This is a genomic window from Synechococcus sp. SYN20, from assembly GCF_014279555.1.
Taxonomy (GTDB): Bacteria; Cyanobacteriota; Cyanobacteriia; order PCC-6307; family Cyanobiaceae; genus Synechococcus_C.
Genome location: NZ_CP047959.1, coordinates 1,336,017 through 1,359,485, shown reverse-complemented (window position 1 = coordinate 1,359,485; position 23,469 = coordinate 1,336,017). Strand labels below are relative to the sequence as shown.

Here is a 23,469-nt window from a genome sequence, read left to right as displayed (position 1 = left end):
GCTCAGCTGGTTAGAGCGTGGGATTCATAACCCCGGCTGCTGTATCGAGTCGAATCGCTGAGATCCCCTGTCACAACTGGAACACTGCAGTAAGCGCAGTTGATCTCACGTTTTTCGAGAGGTGTTCAGTCTTACCACTGATGCCCACGAAGACCCCCACATTGCTATTTTCAGGTACACCGACCTAACCAGGCAAAGCCCGAAAAAGCCGTCTCAAATGGAGACGCATGAGACCAGTCGGCGCATTTCTCTTCTCGCTTCTCCATGGAATCTCAATCCCTTTGGAATCGACTTCAAGCAGATCTGAGGCTCGCTGGTTCTCGCTTTCGTCTGCGCAAAATCTCATCGATCAAGTTCATTCGCATTCGTGAGTACGAAGGAACCAAGGTCGTGCGCGAGTTCTCTCTTCAGCCTCTTCAGTGGCGTGACGATGATGACGTGCGCGTTGCACATTCAAAGTGCCTTGAATCAAACAAGGAAGGAGAGTGGATTGATGATCAGCGCTCGGAAGCGCCAGCAGGTTCCTGGGCTGCTCTTTGCTCGGCAGCTTTAGAGGACGTTCGCAAGCGAATTCCAAAGAAGGGTTCGCGAAGTCACCTCGAGTCAGCTCTTGGGCAGGAGATCTGCAAGTGGGAAGGAACCGTCAATGCGATGTCCTTGAAGGACTGGGTCTTAGAAGTCGATCCGATTGAGCAGCTCCCTCGGTTCAACAAACGCGTTGATGTGCTCGCACAAATTCAGAAGTCCTACGAGAAGATTGACCTAACGATTGCTCTCGCGGCCGTGAAGGCCAAGAGGCCAACGGGTTCAGCCGCAAAAGTTGCGAAAGCTCAGAAAAACAAAATCAGGGTCATCCCTACAGATTCTGAAATCGAGTCCTGGTTGAAGGGGCTCGACCATTTCGAGCAATGGGTCTACGGGATGCTCGCGACCTACGGACTGAGGCCACACGAGCTGTGGCATGTAACAGGGATTGATGAGAAGGGATGGCTGACTGTTCCTGGAGGACCAGACGCGAATGACGCTGGCCAAGCCTTACTTACAAAGACACGAACTCACCATGCACCACCTGTCCCGGCCGAGTGGGTTGAAGATTTCCAGCTCAAAAAGAACTTTGAAAAGTATCAGTCAGAGTTGAGAGATCGATGGAAGGTCCAGTGGGGCGTCGTCAAAAATGAAGGGCAGGCAAACGAGATCACTGTTCCGGTCAATAACGATGACCTGGGTCACTATCTCTACAAGCAATTCACGATGCGTGGCACTCAGCAACTCTTCTGTGATCTGAAGGTTGGCAAAGGCCAGGACTGGGTGCGTCCTTATGACCTGCGCCACACCTACGCGATCCGATGCAGCGTCCACTCGACCACCTTTCATGTTCCTATGACAATCCAGTCAAAGTGGATGGGGCACGGGGTTGAAGTGCACGAGCGCATCTACTTGAGATGGATCAACGCGGAAAGGGGGCTCGCGGGTATGCAGGCATGGCTCGAGAATCAGCTCGAGGCAAAACAAGACGACAAAGATGCGCTGCAGGCCTCGATGAATATCCCTTCGGAGGAAGTCCAGCCAGAGCCAACCTCAGCCGTCGATCCTCAGCAAGCTGCTGTGATGCAACGCCTGGAGGAGCTGGAGAAAGAGCTGGAGAAGGAAAAGAGGAAGAGTGCTAAGCAGAAAAAGATGATCGACGCCCTCCAGGAGGACGAGGACTGACCGGTGAGAATGCCTCCAGCCTGACTTGAACAGGCGACCTACGGGCTATGAATCCGTCGCTCTAACCGGCTGAGCTATGGAGGCAGGCAGGCAAAGCCTAACGGCAATGACTTCCGCGAAGAGCTTACACCGCAGCGGGTCTCAGAGGGCGATGCCCAGTTTCAAGAACACCCTGTCAACGTTCCAGAGAAGCTCGGACTTCGGGCGTGTTGGATTCTTCCGCCGGTAGTGACGACCTTCGGTCCAATAGCCCTCACCTTTCAGTCGGTGCAGGGTCGTATAGCTGAAGCCGACGATTTCACAAAGGGGACGTGACTCAACCCAGCGTCCTGCGGAGATCTCTTTCTTAGACATGCCCATGCTTACCAGCTCTTATCAGCTTTCCAACAACATACCAGCTGCTGTTCGAGTTCGCATCGCAATACGGGCTCAGGGCTCTGGTGTTTCTCCGGCTTCTGACTCGATGCACCACTGATCTTCCGTGGTGTCAGCTATCAAGTGACCTGGGACTTTGACGTATCGACGCTCGAGCCTTGTCCTTTCGACGTAAGGCGTGATGGGACTGCTTCCCTTGCTTGTGAACCAAACCTTGATCTCTGCTGCAGCCTCTCCGGTGATGGGTTTGCGCAGGGTCATGGATGATCGAATAAATTTTTCAGGCCCTCGATCCTGATGCGGATCGCTGCTGGGTGACCTAAAGGTCTTACCCAAAACGCTAAGTCACCCGCCTCGTTTTTGCCGAGCTGAGGTTCAGGGCAGCCATGCTTTGCTCCGGTGGCCGAGAGGACCACATTGCTCCTGCTGACTAAATATCCCGGCAAGAGACGATGTTCGATCCAGTTGGCCACTACTCCGCCGTGTCGCTGTTGTTGGAAAGGGTTCCGACGCCTTTAAGTGCCAAGTGTTTTGCAGCAACCCTGCTGTTGACATAAGAGTCAGCAAGCATTTCCGCGACCTCTCTCATCAAGCGGAGATCCTTGGTCTGAAATGCCTTTTCGATCTGTTGTTGGAGCTGGATCCGAAGGAGCTCGTCGTGGAGATCGGGTCTCATGGCCTTGCCTCAATCAGCCAGCCATCCCCTTCTCCTGCCACCATCCAGCGCGGGTTCAGGTTCTTGTAGGAGTATTTGACAAAGCGTCCATCGGATGGTCCGCTGCGCACATAAGACCCATTCACGACGTCCATTTCGCCTGCTGGGTCGTGCGCGTACCAGCATTTCTCGGTGTCATCGAAGCCGACCAAAACGATCCAGTGGCCACCTCCAGTCGGTTCCGAGACATGGCCTCGATGGAGAACTCCCACAGGGACAGGGATGTTGCGGCGAATCAGGTCTTTCGCGAGACGACTGGTGCCGTCAGTCCTGAAGGCAGCGTTGACGCCGTAGTACTTGAGAGCCTGGATCTGTGCATCCGCGCTCGTGGTGTCACCAAACTCAAGAACTGTGTCCAGGTAAGCGTCATCTTCCTGAACTCCTTTGAGAATCCCAGGACGCAAGAACTCGAGCAACATTGCATTGGAAGAGCTGAAGCACATCCGTGCGCCTTGGTCGCTGTTGCTGTCGAACTGATAAAGGTATGAAACGTCAAGATGGTTGTTCACGACTGGCGTGGTGGCGTCCTCTTCAACGTCTTTCTCCCTGTACTTGATCACCCAGTCAGCGATGTCCAGTAGGAGATCAGGGGCTTTGGCTTGCAGAGCTTTCTCAAGGCTTTCGACAGCAGAGACCTGCGCCTCTGTGCCGATGAAGTAACGGAAGAAGTCGACCAGAGCCACTTGAGAGGCCTCAGAAGCCGCTTTAGTGGCTTGAGAGGTGCTTGGTGTCATCTTTGTCCTGATTGGCGCTGCGTGGGGGCACGTGCTACCGCTGAGGGCAGAGTGGTCAACTTCGGCAATCCTGCGGCGTACGAGTCCAGCCATGACTCCATCGGCGCCTCTGTTCCATCGAGGAAGCTCTTGGGCAATCACCGCGTGATGAGGCTCTCCCGCGAGGATCCTTCGACGAAGAGTGCTTTCAGCAACTGCTCCCAGTCCAACGTTGAAAGCCCAGCTCACCAACGCTTCGAATTCATGTTTGCAAAGGCCAGGAATCAGCTCCTCGACTCCCGCCTCAAACCTGAGCAGGTCCTGTCGAAGTAGCTCTTCTGCTTCTTCCTCGGTGATGGCATCGCCTAGGTAGACGTCAGGGCCGGCGTGTCCATATCCAATGGTGAATGGCAACCCATCTTTTGAACCAGGGTCCGGATAAGCCTCCAGCGACAGTCCTTCAAAGGACTTGATCAGGCTGATGGCTTCCGCGCAGATTCTGCGGGCCATGGACTCCCTCGTTCAGTGACGGGGCAGGGTTCCGACAATCAGACTTCTGCGTCTTCTCCGTGATTGCGGAGTCTGCTTTTGAGTTCTCTGATGGTGGTTGATTGATCAAACACCAAAAGATCAGTTTTCTTGTCAAGGCGATCGATGCCTTTCATCATCCGCTCGATTGAGAGATGAAAATCGGCTTTAGTCACGAAGTTCTCGGCCATTTTGAGTTCAACTTTGTCGATCTTGTCAGAGACACGCTCGACAGAATCGAGGGCACGGTCAGTCCTCTTCCAGGTGAAACCCATCCATCCGAGGACGAGGGGGATCAACACACCAGCGAGAGCTTCGGGAAACATGAGGAACCAAGTGCCTGACACTTCAGGTTTCCCGAAAAACGACCCCCTAGATAGTTACTGGATCTCTAGATCACTCAGCACTGCGACGACGAGGGGCACGCTTAGCCTCTGGCTTGCTGCTTTCTTCGAGGATCTCTTTGACTTCCTCAGTCTTCTCCTCAACTTTTGCCTCGACATTCTTGGCAGCCATGGCGATGTCAGCAGGGCGAGGACGCTCAGCTTCACGGCCGGCAGAAGGAAGCTCAGAACGGAAGGCAGAATCGTCGAGTTTGCCGTTGGCTGGTTTGTCCAGGCTGTAGCGGCCAGTGGCTAGGAAGGCCTGAACAGAAGCGGGGTAGACCTTGTGGCCTTTGCCACTCTCCAGGTCATAGATAAAAACGGTTGACATGGTGAAGTGTCGTAAGCCACCCAGGATTCCGAGCATGAAAAAGGGCCCCCTGAGGAGCCCTGTGTTCGAACTGATCGTTGAGATCAGAAGATGGATACCTGAGCGGTGCCAGCAGTGAGGCCGGCGTAGTCAGCAGACACGGAGGTCACAGGGCCCAGCTCGTAACCGGAGCGAACCTTGATGACTTTCTTGTCGCTCTGATCAGCAGCGGACAATGTGATGACCTCGGAGCCGAGAGTCACAGCAACAGATCCGACAGCGTCGTTGCTGAAGTAAGCGATCAGGGTCACTTCGCCGGAGTGCTGAAGGTTGGGGACGGTTAGTGCGTCGCCGTTAGCGGGGATGATTGTTGCGGCGTCAACCCACGCAGCCTTGCGGGGGAACATGCCGCTGGAACGTGCAGCCATGATGGAAGTCCTAGAGAAAGGGGATGGTGTGGGGCTGTGCGTCAGCCCCGGACGTGATCACCTAGATCAGACGATTGCTGCGACAGCAGGATCGATGGAGGCCAAGCGAGCAACGGAGCGGCCGTTGATGGTTGCCAGGCCGCAGTACCACTCGACGCGTGTCAGGAACTGAGGAGCGGAGTGGGACTCACCCAAGTCACGGACGGACAGGCCGCCGTTCTGGATGCCGACGGTCAAGAGATCGCCGAAGCTGATGCAGTAGATGGAGGAGGTCAAACCGTTTCCAGCGGCTGCTTCGTTAGCGCCGAGGATGTCGTTGTTGTTCTCGTCCTTGTCGACGATCATGATCGGGGTGTCCTGGTAGTAGGACTGCTTGCGACCCATGGCGTCTTGCATGATCTGGATTCCGCCGTTGATCACGCCATCGCGTGCGGCTTGAGTCAGACGACGGCGCATTGCCTTCGACATGATCATGTACTTGCTGCCGCCTTGTGCGTCGACGGTGTCGAGCATTTCGTCGAGAGCAGCAAAGCTGAGACCGCCGCCGCCGTTGTCGACGACTTGGCTGGTGCCACCGATTTCGCCGCAGCGCTTCTCAAGGCCGTCGAACTCGAGGCCGTTTGAAGCTGTCTCGGATCCCTTGATGAACACGCGCTCGTAAGCCATGCGCATTGCGCGGATCTTGGACTGCACCTGATAGGCGCGAGCTTCAGGTCCTTCAAGCTCGAGGATGGCGCGGTCAACAACCACGTCGCCACCAAAGAACTTGAGGGCTTCTGACTGCTGACTGGTCTGACCGTAGTCCTCAGCAAGGCCTTGGTTGATGTGACGGAAGCCGACGTTCGCCAGGCTTTCTTCACGCTTCCAAAACAAGCCGGAGCCTGAGATATTTCTGAATGGGAGTGAACCGAGGAGGTCGCCTTCGGCGAGTTCGCGCACAACGGCGAGTTCCTCAGGAGAGCGGGCGTGCTTAGACGCCTCAAGAAGGGTTAGAGCCATTTTTAGGTTCTGTAAATGAAGGATGGGGAGGGTTCAGACGCCGAGGCCTCGCGCCCCTTTGTCTTGGCCACCCTTCGGACTTCACGCCTTCCGGGGGCTTCTCCCTAAGGGTTCCGAGCAAAAGAAAGGCCCCGCCTTAGCGGAGCCGGTGTTGTCAGTTGTCACCTGAGATCAGACGACCTTGCGTCCGAAGGCTTGGCCGAACAGCTCCGAAGTAGACAAGCTGTGCATGTCTGCACCGTTGGCAAGTGATGTTCCTGGGTGAGGAACAAGACCGCTGCCAGCACCGCGTTCTGCTTGGAAGGTGTAGCCCAACAGTTGGTGGCCTTTGTACTGCTTGAGGTGCTCAGCAGGATCAACGCGCTTGCCTTTGTCATCAACGACGAAGGCTCCAGCCTTATCGACAACGGCGACAGTCCCGTCATCCATCAGCTTGAATTCGGCCTGGAGCTTGGTGTATGCCAAATCGGTGAATTCACCACCTCGACCACCGGCTGAAGAGAAGGCTCTTTCGAACGCATACTTCTTCTGCAGCTCGTGAACCTGAACTGCAGCCGCTTCCTGTTCGGTCTTAGCTGCACTGAGCTGATCGGCGTAGCTCTTCTCGATGGCTCCGACCTTGCCGGCCAGTTCTGCTTCAAGTTCTGCACGCTTGGCGGACTCAGCTTGGAGACGGGCATAGGTCTCGGGATCAATGCCCTCGAGCTGTGCGAGTTGAGACTTTGATTCCTTGAGGCTCTTCTCGTTCTGCTTGCGGGCTTCCCGCTCAGACTTGAGTGCCTTGAGAAGATCTTGGACTTCGTTCTCGCTGTAGCTCTTCTGCGCTTCTGCGGCAGAAGTTTCGGCTTGAACATCGCCGCCTACTGGAATCTCCGTCTCGGAGGTCTGCGGAGTGAGTTCTTCGGACATAGGGCGAACAGGGAATCACTCCCCGTTGAAAGTTGCGTCCGAGTGTTCCGATTCGAACCGTTACACCTTGCGGGGATAAAGCAGGCCGTCGTCTGGGCGAACTGATCCACCATTGCCACCTTCACCTCTCAAGATTGGGTTGAGATAGGGGTTGTTCACGCTTGCGCAGACTTCCTGGAGAACATCACCAGCAATCAAGGGTGAGACAGACCTGAACTGAGTACCGAAGTCAGTATTTATCAGATAAAAGTCGTTGTCCGTGTAGTACTCAACCGCCGTCAGTGGGTGAAGGTCATCTTCACTGATGAGAACCGCTGCGGACCACATCGTCTCTTGGTCGATGTATCGCTGATTCCAAGATCCCTTGAGCGAAATAGACGGAGTCCCTGGGCGGCCGTTTAACTGATAGGGGGAGGGACCTGCATGGACCTCACCTCTGAAACGACCGAGAGGAGATGTCTGACTGACGTCGACTTGTTGAATAACTTGCGTTCCTACATAAGGACCTGGATGCACTGAAGAGATCACCCCACGTCGAAAGTCTTTCGTCAGGAGTGGAGGCACAGCAGGATTCACGAGGAGCTGTCCTGGGATGGGAAGGAACTTCTTGAATGGAGCGATGACGCGAATACTTTGCACAGAAGTGCTGAAGTCGACGATCGCTTGAACAGGATCAGCTGCCATCAGAGAATCCCTTCACCAGTGACATCGATGACCAACCCATTTCTCCAGGTCATGAACTGACGACCATCAGGAATCTGGACCACGTTTAGTGATTTTCCAGCAACATTCGAGTAACTAACTGTTTTGGAATTTGCCACCCAATTGTTTGTATAACTGTAAACAGGTGGGTCTATTTTTAAGTAAGGTATATCTGGGTTTGTGCCTCCGCTGCCAACGCTGCCCCAGGGATCGACTCCACCTGAGAGGGGTGAATATCGTTCGCTGAATTGATTCAACCCCCAGGTGAAAGCGTTGTTTCCGCTGAACACAGCCCAGCCCTGGTTGTGTCCAGGAGTGAGGCCTGGTCGAGGTTCCGTCTTTGCTATGACACAATTCAACCCAAAGATTGAGGACGAACTTTGACTATCGCTGATCGCAAAGAATTCTTTGCCAGGCGTATCTGAATAGCAAACGGCGAGTTGATAGCCCTGAGTCACATTCGGTCCATAAAAATGCTGATAACTTGATCCGAGCTGGTCTGAGTCAGTGGTAAAAAACTTTCCATAAGTGTCGCGAGAACTGTTCTTATTGATCTTTTCTGCGAAGCAATAAAAATACCAGTTATTCCCTGCCATCCATCTCAGTGAGCTCCAGTAAGGCTGAGAGAAACTGCCATCTCGCTCATCGTCCATCTTAAAAGCCAACTGAATAGAAAGGTTTGAAGAGGTGGACCCCCAGTCATAACCGCTTTCCTGCCATTGCTGAACACCGGTGAGCAGCTCCATCTTGTTTGGACCGACTTTTCCAGCCCAATCGGCGAGCTTTACCGCCAGAAAAGAAAACCACTCGGTAGATGGATCGAACGCATTCGAGATTGAGTTCCTGTAGTTGAGGTAGTCAAAAGTAATACTCACTTTGAAGTCCTCGCGAAGAGACATTGACCAAAGACATCCCAAACTTCGGTATTGTTTTGAAGTTGCTTACTAAAGCTTCCGCCGAAAGCTTTGTGGTATCCAAGCCCTGGCGGCATGATGCCAACTACATAGGAATCTCCATAGACAGCCTGGCCAGTAAAGAGCACATCATCGTCTGCTGATCTCCTAGGACTATGCTCTGAATAGCCAAACAATTCCCTGTCTTTGTCGACACCGATCAATGGATACATTGTCATAGTGGTAGTACCAATTCCCCAGCACCATCTAGAGGCAACCGCTGAATCTGCATAGACACCCCCTGCAGGTTGAAGCGTCTCGAACAACTCAAAATGGCTGAAGTAAGCATTATCTGTCATGACGAACCAACGATCATCTGGCTCTGTGGAATAAGCAACACGAACAGCGTATCCGTCTCCATCGCCGTCGTGATATGTATTTATAATCGGGTTGCTATTTACGTCAAAAGAGCCGTAGTTGTTATTTGATGTGCCTGGAGTGTGGGATCTAAAATCATAGACTCGGGTGCTTGATGTGTTGCTTGTTTTGTAGTAAAAGAGTCCTCGGTTATAGCTGTTTTGCCTTTCTGCTCCAAACATGAATCCCTTCAAGGAATCTGTTCCAGCTCTGGTGACGTCATAAATGAAGCCGAGGCTTGCATTCGCAGAATCGAGAACAATGGTGAAGCCAGAGCCGCTTCCTCCGACCTGTGCAACGTTCGGGATATTCAGCTCGTCTCCAGTCTTGAATCCGTTGCCCTTTTGGGAGATCTGCACATCACTCACACCGCCGCCAGCGATAGTGACTGTGCAAAGCATGTGGTTGCCACCAGTCTGAGTCGAAGCCGTTCTCCGCAACTCCACTTCGGTGTAGACGCCGTCGATATACCCCGACCCGGCATTGGTGATTGCCCCAAATTGGGGGTCGCAAATCTCTCCCAGCCAGTCGATCAGCCGATCGTTTACCCAGCCCCAGACTGACAATTCAGTCGGGTCGCCGTCGTACAGGTTCAAGCCTGTAGTCGACTGTTCTCCAATGAAAAGGGTCACGGCTGGGCTGGCAGAAGCGGCCTAGGGTTCCGGACTGCAGGCACAAAAAAAGGCCCCGCCGAAGCGAAGCCAAAACTGTTCAGTTCAGACCGAGATCAGGCAAGGCCTCCACCGCCACCCGATTGGTTCATATCGATCTGAAGCCAGCCACCAGCGCCCTCGTTCGGATCAAACGGACCGGTGTAGATGACCATCGTCCAGTCGTAAGCGTCGATGAAAACATCACCAACGGTGCCGGGATCTTCCCATATTGGTTTCGCTGATGTGTCGGCAAAAGTCAGTGCGATGCCAACGATTCGGAATGTCTCACTAGGGATGAATTTGTTTGCAATCGCGTTGAACATCAACGCGGTATTTGCTTGCGGAGAGGACGCCGCAATTCCTTGATCGATCTCGATGTCACCGGTCACGGTCGAGGATCCGCCGCCGCCGCCGGAAGGAGCCGATGGCAAGTAGTAGCCGGCGGACTCATTCCAGGTCAGCACTTGTCCTTCCTGGGGAGGAGCTTCAGCGATGCCGGTGTCGATGTTGTATTGACCAGTGATCTCTCCACCGGAACCGCCACCGGTTGCTGGTGCAGTTGGCTCCCACTTACCGGCTGTGTTGTTGTAAGCGAGAACATTGCCATCCGATGGAGTGAGTGCATCAACATCGGTCAGGGAGCTGAGGGAAGAGCTAGAGGGCGCAGGGAAGTAAAGGCCTTCGGTGATTCCATCCTGAAACTTTGGAGAACTGATTGTTGTCCCAGGTATAAAACTCGTACCGGCAGGATTTTGTAAGCCCAGGATTAAGTACTCAATCTCAGAAGTGGCTGTTGTGTTTGATTGGGTAACTGTAGCCGTGAAAGGAACTGATTCTCCAGGGATGATAAATGTAACCTCGTCCCCAACTTGCAATCTTCTTAGATCATCGACAGGAATCGTGGGTTCATTCAAGCCATAGAAAACACTCCCGTTGTCCAATGCCCAAGTAGTTCCGGATACCCCGCCTTGAGGGTATGTATTTCCCACAGTAAAAGTGTGAAACTGATCGCCCGTCGCAGTAAAGGTGAGGACACTCCCATCCCCCGGAGCGAAGGCTGCGGTCCCGGTTGCTATTCCGAAGTCACCACTGATGGTGGGGCCGTTATATGTAGAGCTCTCAAGAGTGGTGACTCGGGGGCCTAGATCATTCAGAGCTAACTGTTGAGTTGTGTCGATTGCAGCCGTGGTGAGCGCATCGGCTTTGATGTCGGTGATTTCACCTTCAGCGAGAGCCACGCGAGCAGCCAACGCAGTTGCATCGGTCTCGAGAGTATCGACGTCGGTCTCGAGAGTATCGACGTCGCTCTCGGCGAGAGTCACGCGAGCAGCCAGTGCAGTGTCGTCGTAGGCACTCAGACCAGAGACGTCTGATTCGAGTTGAGTGACACGGCCGTCGATAGCGGTGTCGTCATAGCTGGAGAGCCCAGCAACGGTGGTCTCCAGGGCATCAACGTCGCCTTCGACAGTCGTCACGCGACCAGCAAGAGCGGTGTCGTCATAGCTGGAGAGCCCAGCAACGGTTGTCTCAAGAGCATCAACCTCTCCCTCGACCGTTGTCACGCGACCAGCAAGAGCGGTGTCGTCGTAAGAAGTTCCGGATCCTGATCCGCCTGAAACTTTTACGAGGGAGGCGCCGACTTTCTGGTAGTAGGAATTTTCGTCGATCGCATAACAGATCTCACCCTCGACAAGGGCGGAGACATTGGCAAGTAGATCGGCTGCGTTACCCCGTGCGGGCAGCAGCTTCGAGCGTGGGGAGGGGACTGGCATCGGGGTGACGCTGTGGTTTCGCAGTCAGGGTTCCGGGAACCTCTGGTTCTGCACCCGTTTCATGTACGGGCGCAGATCTTGTCTTTGAGAGGGCCTCGATCAGCTGCTGAAGTCGCCTCCATCCATTTCGACAGCGGCTCCAGATGACTCGCCGGAAGTGAAGTCGCCAGCCCCAAATGTCACATCAGCTCCACCCGCTCCGCCGCTCGTGAAGTCGCCACCACCCTCAGCGGTGAAGTCGCCACCATCCATGGTCACTGACTCTCCCGAGGATGTTCCGGTCGAGAAGTCTCCGGCTCCATAGGTTGAGTTGTCATCACCGGATTGGCCGGAAGTGAAGTCACCGCCGCTTGCTTCAGGGCCGCCGAAGTCACCACCATCAAGGTTCACATCACCAGAGCCAGGGCCTCCGGTCGAGAAGTCACCGCCTCCGTAAGTCACATCGGGGCCGCCGGATCCACCAGCAGTGAAGTCGCCGCCACCGGTCGTCAGGCCATCACCCTCGAAGAAGCCTCCATCAAGAGTCACGTCCTCAGAGCCAGAACCACCGGCTGAGAAGTCGCCGCCTCCATAAGTGATGTCAGGACCACCGAATCCGCCGCTGATGAAGTCACCGCCACCAGCCAGCAATCCACCACCATCGAGGACTCCGCCATCAAGGGTGATATCGGTCGAGCCTGATTCTCCGCTCGAGAAATTGCCACCGCTCAGAGTGACGTCGGGCCCACCAGAACCACCGGATCCGAAGTCGCCGCCGCCGAAAGAGGGGCCACCGCTACCTGAAGAGAAGACTCCACCGTCGAGATATTCATCCGAACCACTGGACTGACCACTGCGGAAGTCGCCGCCACCGAAGGACCTGTCGTCGGTTCCACCGACTCCACTGGTGAAGTCGCCGCCACTGAGAGTTTCCTCAAGAATGTCAGGCGAGATGAAACCGCCGTCGAGAGTCACATTGGACTGGCCAGGGGCTCCGCTGCTGAAGTCCCCACCGCCGTAGCTCGCATCGATACCACCAGCCGCGCCAGTCGTGAAGTCACCACCAGAAGCGGTCACGGTGCCGCCAGAGAAGTTGCCTCCGTCGAGGGTCGCGTCACTGTTGCCAGCTGATCCTGTCGTGAAGTTGCCACCAGCAAGAGTCAGGTCGACACTTCCAGCAGCACCGGTTGAGAAGTCACCGCCATTGATGACTTCAGGGACGTCTGGCGTCTGAGGACCTCCACCGCCACCGGGCTGGAAGCCAAGAGCAGCAAGAACTCCAGCGAGGCTGAGCCACTGTCCGTCCTGACGAACGTAAGCAGATCCGTCTTGCGGGGCTGGGTCGATCTTGGTTTCGAGCTGGTCCTGCAGGGTTAAAACCTCAGCTTGAAGCGCTCCAATCTCTGCCTGGATCTCTGCTTGGACCCAGGTCTCCGTGGCGTAACTCTTCTCTTCGACCCAGGTCTCGCTTGCATAACTCTTCTCTTCAACCCAGACCTCTGTTGCATAACTCTTTTCTTCAACCCAGGCCTCTGTTGCATAAGTCTTATTTTCAACCCAAGACTCTGTGGCGTAGTTCTTATTTTCGACCCAGACTTGGGCGGCGTAGTTCTTGTCTGTAACCCAGGTCTTCGTCGCGTAGTTCTTCGCCAGAAGCCATAGATCAACCCAAGCCTCGGTCGCAAAGTCCTGCGCATCAACGAAAGACTCGGTCCAGGTTTCGGTTGCATAGCCCTTGGCCTCAACCCAAGCCTCTATCGCATCTATCTCATCATCGAAAGCCACCGTTAGCGGTTTCCATCCCTGGCTTGCCGCGTCGTAGCCCAGCACCTGTCTGTCAGTTGGAAGTGTCGTGGCGAGATCAACGTCCTCGAGGTCATCGAGATTGACGGAGGGCTCAGGAAGCTGAGCACCCACGAACGATTGAAGTCCGTTATTCCACTTCAGGATGTCGCCGTCTGAAAGATTTCCTCCAGGGAGTAAGACATCATTCATGTCCTGGATGCCCAGGCTTACTTCACCTGTCTGTTCGTTGACACTCCCGACAGCAGCTTCAGGTAAACGGAGCTCAGCAGTTTTATATTTCTGATCGGAATCGTGCCATTGAAGGATGTACTGGGTCGCTTGTCCGTCAGTAGCTCCATCCTCAAACCGAGGGGAACTGATTGCTACGCCAGCAACGTAACTAAGTTCAGCAGGTGCCTGTAATAACAGATCGACATACTCAACATCTGAATACGATAGAAGTGGTTGCGCTGCTTGGTCGACTTTTACATTGAAAGGTGGAAAGCCATCCTTAGTGAATGTAAGTTCGTCCCCAGGTTGCAACCTTCTCAGGTCATCAACAGGAATAGAAGGGTTTTGCGTACCAAAAATGATGATCCCATAATCAATTCCCCACGTGCCTTCGTCGATATTGCCGGAAACTATTACATCTTCTTCAGCAATAACGTGATACTGATCGACAATAGGTGCTGAATCACTAAGAGTTAAGACCGGACCGGGTCGGAATTGTTGAAAGTTTTCGTCCCACTGCAGGACTTCTCCCTGCGCTGGAAGTGTTCGTGAGACGTTTGATAGATCTTCTATCCCCCGACCGCCGCCGAGGATCTTGAACGTCTCCCAAGTGAAGTTTCCAAGGTGACCATCTCCTTGATAGCTCCAGCCACCAACAATCAGCTCATCATCAATAACGATTCCCTGGCGTCGGGAGCCGAGTTGGATGTCGGATCCACTGTTGCTGCCATAGATCACCCTGATCGTGCCATCGGTCTTGAAGCTGACCTCAACTGGAACTCCGTTTTGGCTGTTGTAGGGGAGCCGCTGCTCTAGTCGAAGGGTCCAGGTCGTTCCATCGAACTGCTCAAACGTGGCCCTTGCCTGTGTGTCTTGACTCCACAAAGCGAGAAAAAACTCGCTGCCTCTGTCTGCGTCGTCGCGTATGTCGCCTCCGCCGATAAAACTTATCTCTTGCGCATTGACTCCCCAGTAAAGGGCCCCATTGGTGTCGAAGAGAATCTCGGCCGGAATTGGCTTGCCATAGAACACGACACCGACTAAATCCGCTGGGGTTTGGAGACGGTGGGACCGGTCATCACCGGTCAAATTCAGGTCTGTCCAGCCGTCCCCCACTGCGTCTTGGGGTATTCCGTAAAAAGTAGAAGGTCCAAGCAGTCCAAGGCTGCCTCCAAATGAACGTGCCCCCTCCTGTGGGTCAATAGAGAGGAGCGGGAAGTCCGCCTTGAACGTCTGGCTCGATCCATCCCAGACCACCGGAAGGTCGTCGACAAGCTCAGTCGGTGTCAGATCGACGTCATCCAGGTCCACGAGTTTGTTCGGGACGCTTAGCTCTGCAGACGTTGGGACCCATTGACCCTTCGTGGCATCGAACACCAAGAGATCGCCGTCGAAGCTGGCCGATTCGCTGTACGGATCCGCCCAGGCGACGTAAAGCGTTGAGGAGCTCTGAATCCCTGGTAGTTCGACGACGTCGAAGGTGATCAGTCCTGCCGCACCATTGATTGCCAGGTTGCTGTAAGCGGTCGCAAGGAAGTTGATGTCGTCGTTACTCCACCAAAACGTTCCACTCGCTGGCAGTGTTGAGACGTATGGCGTAACGAGGTCGCCGTTGGCATCTTCCTTGTTGAGAGTGAGAGTAGAACTTGCATCGATGTCGTAAAACCACCCACCGGCACTCGTTGCGCTCTCGCCGTTGTTCCATGAGGCGTAGCTGGTGGCAACCTGCCGAGGTTCGACGTTTCCGATGCTTTCGATCGTGCCACCACCGCTTCCACCTCCGCCGGAGATGGACTTGATCGTTCCATCTGTGTGCTTGGTAAAGAGAACACCATCGGCCGTATTGACTGCTAACTCCGCCAGCTCTAAATCCGTAGGCGCAGGAACTTCACCAGAAACCGTCGAACGCTTCGGCTTGATTCTTGCGATGAAGTCAGTCACGGAGGCTGGGCGTCAGACGCCGCTAGGCTTCCGGCTAGCCAGAGCCGAAGGTCCCGCCGGAGATTGCCTGGGTGTCTGTCTGAGTGAAGGCCCTGACTGTCACGTTGACGAGAGCTGTTTCGCCACTGCGATTGGTGACCCTGGCGTAAAGCTTCTGCTCGGGGAGAAGATCGTTGTTGTAGTACAGCGCAGCGGGAGTGATCTTGACGACCTGTCCAGGTTGCTTCGTTCGGATCTCAAGAAGCACCCCAGACCCCGGCAAAGGATCAGTGTCCTCGTCTCTGGTTATGTCACTCAATCGATCCTGACTGGTCGGATAGAACCGCACCCAAGCCGCCGAACTTGTAGTGACTTGCACGAAGGAGCCAGCTTCTCCTAGCCCATTGAAATCAAGATTCGCACTGCTGTTCGAGTCAAGACTGGCTCCAACCGTGATGTCTGCACGTTCGGTGATAGCTCCTGCTGTCGTAGATCCACCGCCGCCACCGCCCGTTGGATCCGCTGGAGTCCATTTGCTTCCATTCCAGACAAGAACCTGACCGACAGTTGGTGCATCAGAAAAATCTGTGTCGTCGAGCGTGGAGATCGTGGTGGGGATCGTTGGTGCGTTTCGAACCAGGCTGTAGTCCAGGGTCTCGTTGATCCAGTTGGATCCGTCGTATCGAATGATCTGGCCAGTTGTCAGGCCCGTGAAGGCTGTGTCAGCCAACTCCTCCAGAACGATTCCACTGACGTCGGTCGCGACGTCTCCTGGCTTCCATGTCCCAGCGATTGCATCCCAAACCAAGGCTTGTCCTTGAGTCGGTGGATTGGTCAGTGTGTTGACATCGACCAGGTCGTTGACATTGATGCCGAGCGAACTGAGCGGGATTGGCCGGAAAGCCTGCTTCGCACCGTCCCACTTGAGAGTGTCTCCTTCTCTTAGCGGATACGAGACCTCAGCTCCTGGAGTATCGAATGCCAGAAATAAGCTCGGACCAGGAAGCGGAGCGGTTGCAAAGTCAATTCGGACAAGAAGTGCACCCAAAAACAAGCCGCTGTATGGGGTCTCATTCCAAGAGATTCCATCTGCAGACCAAAAGAGAATCCCTGATGTGCTCGCCTCCTCGATAAGCAAGGTCTGATCGTTCGTCGCGCTATCGACGACGTTGAGTAGCCATGTCTCACCGTCAACTGAGTACTGGCCAGGGTTTGATTCACTCCCTTGATCCCACCTGGCGACAGTCGGCAACGACTCGCTCAGCTGGAAGTCTCCGGAATCTTGGATGCGAGCAAAACGATTGGCGAAGGTGTTGGACGAGGAGTCGTAGACCAAGGCCTGGCCGTCCTTTAACTCCAACCTGTTGATCGAGACATCCTCGAGTTTTTGCAGGTTGAATCCGAGGTCACCCGTCGACCCGAAGGGCTCAGCTATGACCTCGTGGTCAACCAATGGCGCGTATTGGGTCCGCCCTTGAATGATCCGTGCACCACCAAGCCACCCCTCGAAGACAGGGTTGCCTTCAGTGCTCTCCTCGAAGCTGCCAAAGGTCAGCCGAGGGAGCAATCCTGTGGGGTCGGCACTCTTGACATACGACTTGGACCCAAAGAAGACGCCATCCAACCAAAGGGACAGGCCACTGCCGCTTGCTTGAAATACAACGTTGATCCACTTGCGGCTGTAGTCGAGCGGGACGTAATTCCAGACGATGTTCTGCTGTTCTGAGCCTGACCAATAGCTGAATGTGGCCTGCCTGGCTCCAACCTTGGTGCTCCAGTAATTGCCATTCTCTTCCCTCCATCCATAGTCACCACTGTCGCCAGCGGATGCGCTCAGGATCCATTCGCCATCATCGACCAGGACGCCATCCGACGAGAACCAAAACTCGAGAGTCCATTCGTTCTGGTCCAGCTTGTAGGCCTGACTTCTTTCCCAATTCACCCAAGATCCGGTGCCTGGATTGAAGACGCTCCCGGTGCCGAACAGTGTCTTGGAATCGAAGGCAGAGTCTCCGACATAGGTGAGCGCTTCTTTCGCTCCAGCAGTGTTGTTGCCATTGCCCTCCATGTTGGTGAGGAAGGTGGTGGTGGGATCACCTCCAACAGCAGCCGGAGGCAGTCCGCCGAGCACCGGGCCATTCACCCAATCCACGCCGTTCCATACGAGCGCCTGGCCTAGGAGCTCACCAGGAAGGAGGTCATTGGAATCCAACGAGCCAGATCCAAGGGTGACGATCGTGCCGTCGGATTTCTTGGAAAAGATCTTGCGATCCTCGAGGTTGAGGACCAGCTCGCCCACATCGATGGGGTCCTGCCCCAGTCCCACCATCGTCAAGTCGTCAGGTTCTCGTCCCTGTACTTCTGTACGGAGGGGCAGGATTCTTGCGTTTAGATCTGCCATCAGAAGGTTCCTCCGACCACGCGGTCGTACGTGGTGTCAACTGCGCTGAGGATTCCGTCCTCATCGAGTTGACCAGTCGCAAAAGCGAAGGCCTCTCCAGCTGAGTCCAGGGCGTAGAGAACTTGGTCAGCCATGTTCAAGAACAGCTCACCCGCCTTCAGTATCGAAGGGTTGGGGATAACTCCAGGAGTTGCAGTTCGCTGCACCAAGGGAGTGATGCCTCCGTTTCCATCGACCTTGCTTCGACGCCAGGCAGCTTGAGCAGCATCCCAGCGCAGAACGTCATCCTGGTCGGGCACCGAGTTGGTGGTGTCGACGTCTACGAGGTCGGTGAGTGAGTTGGAGCTGACGTCGTAGGCGACAGCTTCAAGAGGTCCAGGCCTCCAAGCCTTAGCGACGTTGTTCCACTGCAGGACCTGACCGTTGGACGGCTCGTAAGCCCCCGAGGACTGGACATCCTCCAAGGCGTCAAGAGAGCCGAAGACCGCTTTCCATGCACCAGGGGGAAGCGGTTCAACAGGGACCGGGACATTGCTTGTGTCAGTGGCGTAAGGAAGCCAGCCCTTGGTGAATCGAATGTCATCTAAAGCGGCGCTTAGATAGCCGTTAGCGTTTTGACCATTGGAATTTTCCTGGCCACCAAAAGCCAGGCCTCCAGGCATCGTGAAGGCACTGTTTCGCTGAATCGTATTGACAAGCTGGCCGTTGAGATAGAAGCGATGACGGCCCGAACCTTCGTGCGCGACATAAACGTGGTTCCAAGCGTCGAAGTTGCCCTCAGCAGTTAAAGAGCCGCTAGCGGGCCTGTTACTTTCATTGCTTGCAGTGTCAAGAGTGAAGAAAAAGAGGTTTCGTTGATCCCCGCAGAGGCCGATATGAAGCCCTTTGGATTGCCCCGAGCCTCTATCTTTCGGCGCCAGGATGTACTCAAGCTTCCCATCGCTGGCATCTGACGCGGAGATGAAAACCCACATCTCCATTGACCAAAGCGTGTCGGTGTTCCAAAGGAAAGGAGCGCCATCATCAGTGGACCACGTGATCTTGTCCTGGTTGATTTTTCGCAGGTTGTATGAGTACTGATCAGCAAATGGTGAGAAGTACTGCGGATTGGGCTGCGACGTGACTTGAACATCCAGCGGCCAGCCGTAGTTCCGTTCAGTGAAGCTGTTGCCATCCATAAAGAACAGCGCCGTGTAGTCCGCCGCCTGTCTTGCAATCTGTTGCTTGACCTGAGACCAAGCAGGGATGGTCGAGTCGGTTAAGCCAGGAGAGGTGGTGTAACGGAGACCACCAGCTGCTTGAACCTGGATTTCCAGCTCTTGGACGCGGACAAAAGAAGGAAGCAAGGAATAGGCCGAGTTGGCCATGATCGGAGAACCGCCCCAGACTCCAGACCATCCGATCCGTGCTGTCCGGTTCTCATTGGTGAGTTCGATGCCGCCAAGGTTTTCTTGCGGTGCATTCGTGCGCAATTCGCCGACATCAAAACTCAGAACCCCATCGTTTGTACTTAGATCTGAATTCTCAGTCTTGGTGACGTCACGAAGTTCGCCAACAGAAGTAAGGCTGACGTCAACAGCTACCCCTTGAGAAGCTGACCAATTGGTGCCATCCCAGACAAGGGCATAGCCCGGAGCCTTTCCAGCGGTATCGACGTTTCCGAGCTGCTCGAGCGTATTTGGTGACAAGTCAAGGTTCGCTAGTCCAAGGTCGATGTAATCGACTAGAACGCCTTTAGGTGCTACATCAAAAAGCCCATAGTCATTGAGGTCGCGGTTTTGGTTCTCGTACCTGATCAGCAGGTTGTCACCGATCAGTAAGCCCTGGCTTCCCCAGTTCTGGCCATGTCCGGCAAAGCGTATGAAATACGAATTCAGCTCGATCCAGGTCCAATTCGGCACCTGGGTTCCTGTCTGTTTGCCCGAGGTAAGAGTTGTGGTCTTGTTTTCGTGAGTGGCGACCGATGCACCACCGGCCCACTGCATCCCTCTGTATCCACTTGAGATGAGCCCATCACTGAGTCGATCGTTCTGGTCAACGTTGTTGATGACACGAGGCGGATTCCTCATGTTCGTTGTATTGAACGGTTCGTCGACATAGAACCGTTCAACGCTCATGTCCGTGAGATCACGGAGTTGCACATTGAAGGGTGTATTCCTCCAGGACTGACCGTCGTAAACCAGGAAGTCGTCGAGAACAGCGCTTAAGCAATCAACATTGCCCAGATCATTCAGCTCGTTATTCGAGACATCTGCAGCGATCGTGCTGGTAGGAGCCCACTCGACACCATTCCATGCCAGGGCTTGACCAAGGGTGGGAAGCGTCGCCGCGACATCGCCTAGCTGGCGGAGCTTGCCGTAGGGCAGGATCTCGTCAACGTGGTCCTGGATGACACCCCAGGCGGGGATATAGGTCTCCGGAACGGTTCCTGGAAGATCATTTCCATCACTTTCTCCTCGATCGGGGCAACCGGCGTAGTGAAGGGCATCCTCGTGATAAGTGTCTGGAACGAGCTTGCAATCCTGGAAGACGTTGGAGATCGTCATCCGCTCAGCTCGGACGATCACCTGCCCCTTGTTCGTGGGCATGATGTAAGAAGTGCTGCCGTTGGCGTACGGGCCGTCGTTCCCGCAGGGGCTTCCTGACCCGCACACATGACTGCAGTCGTTCCACTGGGTCACAATCCCGAAGGACTGGTTCCCCTGGCGGGCCTGGCTTATCGAGCCCCCGTCATCACTTGCATTGAAGGCATTGCTGAAATTGAGCTTCTCGGCCTGAGAGAAGCGAATCGAAGGAGTTCCTGATTGATAGAAGGTCTCGACATCTGTCATGTCGTTCAACGACCACGTGGCGCCAATGCCAGGAATGCCAGGCTCCCAGGCTGCGCCAGTCCAGACCAAGGCATCACCCTGTGCTGGGTCGTTGGTGCCGGTATCTACATCTGCAAGTTCATTGATCGACTTGTTGCTGATGTCGCCCTCAACGCCAGAAACATTGGTCCACCTTGTGCCGTCGTAACTAAGAAAATCGCCAGCATTCGGGGTGGTGTCAATAATCTCAGCTTCGATTGATGCAGGCTGCGAATAAGAGTTTCCGCTGTATTTGCTGCGTCCTTTGGTGACCCTCAGGTCAGACATGACACCACGGAAGAAATGATGCGTCAGAACATTGTTGTCATCGAGGTCGTTCCGACCCATGACGAACATGTCGTCACCTGTCCAAGGGGTGGTGCTTAGGGCCTCGCCTACAAGATCCCCGTCGACATACATCCTGTTGGATGCTCCCTCTTTAACAAGAGCGACGTGGTGCCAGTTGTTAGTCGAGATGAAGTTGGAAACCGTTGAAATCGTGAAGCCAATCTCGCCGGAAGGTGCTGACACGGCAAAGCGCAAGGCGCCTGTCTGATCGAGTTGCAGGATGTAGCCGCCGGTGCCTGGGAGCAGAGAAACGCGACGGAAAAGTGTCCTGGTGTCGAGGAGCTGCGTTGGATAGAAGTACAGCTCGATGACACCATCACCGTCGATCGTCTGCCAGGAGTTGTCCTTCGGCCAGCGAATGTAGAGGTCAAGAATCTCGGCCACTGACATCGGTGGCTGAGATCTCCAGTTGAAGAAATAGGTTCCACCTTGAGTAGGAGCTTGACCACCACCAAAAGCATTTTCTCCCCAGCGGGCGTAGGCCGTGGAACCTGGGAAGTAGCTGTCCTTTGGAGTCGAAACAGCGAGGGTCGTAGAGACGTCTTGGTTGTAAACAAAAGTAGGGCCAAGTGCCGGGGAGTCCGTAAGCATGAACGCCGCAACCATCTTGGTGTTGGTAACACCTAAGGATCCAAATTGAACATCCTGAAGATCATCAAGTCGTACTTTCTGGTCCAGGCTGCTGGCGTACCACTGCTCGCCGTTCCACAGCAGTCCGTAGCCCACACCAGCGCCGGTGAGATTGACATCGCCGAGCGCTCCTACCGAATAGCTCTGCAGGTCTAGAGCCGGGAAGCCCATCTCGAAGGAGGACGTCGAGGCGTTGTAGATAGGAGCAGCACCTGGGAAAACGTCAGCAGTACTGACGTTGGCTAGCGATCCAAGAGTTCCCTCGTAGGCAGCCGGAGAAAGGGCATCCCTTCGCTTCTCGAAGCCATAGGCCTGCCTGTACTCGTTCGGAGCGTATTGACGGCGATTTTCGGTCAGGTTGTAGCCGTCGACCAGGATCTTGACCCAGTCATAGGTGGATTCGAAATTCCCCGTACTGGAATTGAGATCTCTAGTTCTCAGGCAGACATAAGCCTTGTTTCTGGCAACCGTGAATTGGCCGAGAGTCTCTTCCTTGCATTCTTCGCAATAACCCTCTCCAAGAGGATCATCTTCTGAGAAAACCCCATTGCCAAAACCTTCTGGGTTGTAGTCCCACTCAAGATCTCTCGACCTCAAAGTCTCAGGGATCCAAGTGTTATCTGTGTCGTTCCAGGTCAGGGGCTTGCCGCGACCCTTGGCTTGAGCATTGACGTCTTCGAGGCTCTCGATCGAAGCCTGAGAAAGGTCTGGAGCGATCCCCGATGTTGGGATGTATTCCTGTCTGATCGCATCCCAGGACAAAACCTGTCCCTGAATGATCCCAGTGTCATTGACGTTGTTGAGGAAGTTAAGGTCCGAATCACGTATCGCTTGATTGACGTGCTTGAGCGTGGCGAAGTATCTCTCGTCAGTAATAGTTAAAGGAACATCATCGATCCGCTCGTATCTAAGAGCGCCAGGTTTTCCTTCATTGTTTGCATAGCCATCCCCAAGTTTGATGACGATGTCTTCACCGTCTCGGACTGACAGATTGATGGAACCGAAAGAACTGGCTTCGACGCCATGGATTCGGTTGCTGAGATTCCTACCTCTGTACTGGTTGAAGAGCATGGATGCCCCGCCAGCGTCCGAGAAACGCGCAGATGACGTCGCAGTAGATGTGAGATTCCCAAACTCGATGCCCTTGTGGACAGTCCTGTTGAAGACGAGAAACCGATTCCGGGTCGTGAATTCATCGAACAGATCGATCTCAAACTTGGTCGGTGCCCATTCATATTTTGAGGACAGGTTGTTGAACTTGTAGAGGAGAATGTCGCCACCCTCAGGTCCAAACTTGTTCAGGGATATTGCGTAAAAGCCATAGTTGACGTCACCAACATTGTTCAGGGACTCAAGGATCTTGGCGCCTTCCCCTACCCCTGGTGGATCGCGCAGCACAAGCTTGGCGCCGTCCCAGGTGAGAACCTTGCCAGCTTGCAGCAATAGCTCGCCGCCGCTGGCGCCATCGAGGATGTCGACGTCCTTCAGGAGACCGATGCTGGCTTCTTGCAGCTCGGAGGTCGACCAAGGCGGAATCTCAGCTCCGAAATCCACGTAGATCTGAACAGCTTCCTCGCTGTCGTTGACTGTCCAGAATTCGACTTGACCAGGGGACTCGTTTACCGTCTCGCCTTCCGGGCCGAGCCTGCCAGCACCGGTATAGCGAAGAACGGTCTCGCCTTTTTCAATTCTATTTCGACTATCTCTCCCTCTACCTTCGAGGGTATCTATCAGATCCCTCTGGCTCAGGTTGCTCGTCTTCAGGAGTATCTGATCGAGCTTTGCCACAACCGTCTGGAACCAAGAATCCGCCTAGGGT

At 54.6% G+C, this 23,469-nt stretch carries 17 protein-coding genes and 1 tRNA gene; 1 reads left to right on the top strand and 17 read right to left on the bottom strand.

What is annotated here, in order from left to right; all coding sequences use genetic code 11:
- Positions 1 to 264 precede the first annotated feature (264 nt).
- Positions 265 to 1,710 (top strand): hypothetical protein, encoded by a 1,446-nt coding sequence (locus tag SynSYN20_RS07105; RefSeq protein ID WP_186525325.1) that lies wholly within the window; start codon positions 265 to 267, stop codon positions 1,708 to 1,710.
- Positions 1,711 to 1,720: 10 nt separating this feature from the next.
- Here SynSYN20_RS07105 and SynSYN20_RS07100 read toward each other — a convergent pair.
- The 17 genes from SynSYN20_RS07100 to SynSYN20_RS07020 all read right to left on the bottom strand — a co-directional run bounded on the left by SynSYN20_RS07100 (position 1,721) and on the right by SynSYN20_RS07020 (position 23,438).
- Positions 1,721 to 1,794, bottom strand: a tRNA-Met gene (locus tag SynSYN20_RS07100).
- Positions 1,795 to 1,851: 57 nt separating this feature from the next.
- On the bottom strand, positions 1,852 to 2,070 hold the full coding sequence (locus SynSYN20_RS07095) for a hypothetical protein (protein WP_222929767.1): 219 nt from the start codon (positions 2,068 to 2,070) through the stop codon (positions 1,852 to 1,854).
- A gap of 69 nt (positions 2,071 to 2,139) precedes the next feature.
- Positions 2,140 to 2,346 (bottom strand): hypothetical protein, encoded by a 207-nt coding sequence (locus SynSYN20_RS07090; RefSeq protein ID WP_186525323.1) that lies wholly within the window; start codon positions 2,344 to 2,346, stop codon positions 2,140 to 2,142.
- Between the two features lie 211 nt (positions 2,347 to 2,557).
- Positions 2,558 to 2,761, bottom strand: coding sequence for a hypothetical protein (locus tag SynSYN20_RS07085; protein ID WP_186525322.1), 204 nt, complete (start codon positions 2,759 to 2,761; stop codon positions 2,558 to 2,560).
- Complete coding sequence (locus SynSYN20_RS07080; RefSeq protein WP_186525321.1) at positions 2,758 to 4,023, bottom strand: glycoside hydrolase family protein; 1,266 nt, start codon at positions 4,021 to 4,023, stop codon at positions 2,758 to 2,760. Before SynSYN20_RS07080 ends, SynSYN20_RS07085 begins: the two co-directional genes overlap by 4 nt.
- A 38-nt stretch (positions 4,024 to 4,061) precedes the next feature.
- Positions 4,062 to 4,367: a hypothetical protein gene (locus tag SynSYN20_RS07075; RefSeq protein ID WP_186525320.1), complete on the bottom strand. Its 306-nt coding sequence runs from the start codon at positions 4,365 to 4,367 to the stop codon at positions 4,062 to 4,064.
- Between the two features lie 70 nt (positions 4,368 to 4,437).
- The gene (locus tag SynSYN20_RS07070) at positions 4,438 to 4,791 is read right to left on the bottom strand and encodes a hypothetical protein (RefSeq protein ID WP_186525319.1); all 354 of its coding nucleotides are present in this window, start codon (positions 4,789 to 4,791) and stop codon (positions 4,438 to 4,440) included.
- 47 nt (positions 4,792 to 4,838) lie between these two features.
- A complete protein-coding gene (locus tag SynSYN20_RS07065) occupies positions 4,839 to 5,162 on the bottom strand; it encodes a hypothetical protein (RefSeq protein WP_186525318.1) in 324 nt (107 codons plus the stop codon).
- Between the two features lie 66 nt (positions 5,163 to 5,228).
- Positions 5,229 to 6,161 (bottom strand): major capsid protein, encoded by a 933-nt coding sequence (locus SynSYN20_RS07060; protein WP_186525317.1) that lies wholly within the window; start codon positions 6,159 to 6,161, stop codon positions 5,229 to 5,231.
- Between the two features lie 171 nt (positions 6,162 to 6,332).
- The gene (locus SynSYN20_RS07055; RefSeq protein WP_186525316.1) at positions 6,333 to 7,070 is read right to left on the bottom strand and encodes a hypothetical protein; all 738 of its coding nucleotides are present in this window, start codon (positions 7,068 to 7,070) and stop codon (positions 6,333 to 6,335) included.
- 60 nt (positions 7,071 to 7,130) lie between these two features.
- Positions 7,131 to 7,754 carry a hypothetical protein gene (locus SynSYN20_RS07050; protein ID WP_186525315.1) on the bottom strand — a complete coding sequence of 208 codons (624 nt, stop codon included), beginning with the start codon at positions 7,752 to 7,754 and terminating at the stop codon, positions 7,131 to 7,133.
- Positions 7,754 to 8,671 (bottom strand): hypothetical protein, encoded by a 918-nt coding sequence (locus tag SynSYN20_RS07045; RefSeq protein ID WP_186525314.1) that lies wholly within the window; start codon positions 8,669 to 8,671, stop codon positions 7,754 to 7,756. The genes SynSYN20_RS07050 and SynSYN20_RS07045 overlap by 1 nt, the downstream gene beginning before the upstream one ends.
- Positions 8,644 to 9,714: a hypothetical protein gene (locus SynSYN20_RS07040; RefSeq protein WP_186525313.1), complete on the bottom strand. Its 1,071-nt coding sequence runs from the start codon at positions 9,712 to 9,714 to the stop codon at positions 8,644 to 8,646. The genes SynSYN20_RS07045 and SynSYN20_RS07040 overlap by 28 nt, the downstream gene beginning before the upstream one ends.
- Positions 9,715 to 9,809: 95 nt before the next feature.
- A complete protein-coding gene (locus SynSYN20_RS07035; RefSeq protein ID WP_186525312.1) occupies positions 9,810 to 11,507 on the bottom strand; it encodes a hypothetical protein in 1,698 nt (565 codons plus the stop codon).
- A gap of 99 nt (positions 11,508 to 11,606) precedes the next feature.
- Positions 11,607 to 15,443, bottom strand: a complete 3,837-nt coding sequence (locus tag SynSYN20_RS07030) for a hypothetical protein (protein ID WP_186525311.1) — start codon at positions 15,441 to 15,443, stop codon at positions 11,607 to 11,609.
- Between the two features lie 34 nt (positions 15,444 to 15,477).
- Positions 15,478 to 17,823 carry a hypothetical protein gene (locus SynSYN20_RS07025; protein ID WP_186525310.1) on the bottom strand — a complete coding sequence of 782 codons (2,346 nt, stop codon included), beginning with the start codon at positions 17,821 to 17,823 and terminating at the stop codon, positions 15,478 to 15,480.
- Positions 17,823 to 23,438 carry a LamG domain-containing protein gene (locus tag SynSYN20_RS07020; protein ID WP_186525309.1) on the bottom strand — a complete coding sequence of 1,872 codons (5,616 nt, stop codon included), beginning with the start codon at positions 23,436 to 23,438 and terminating at the stop codon, positions 17,823 to 17,825. The genes SynSYN20_RS07025 and SynSYN20_RS07020 overlap by 1 nt, the downstream gene beginning before the upstream one ends.
- Positions 23,439 to 23,469: the final 31 nt, after the last annotated feature.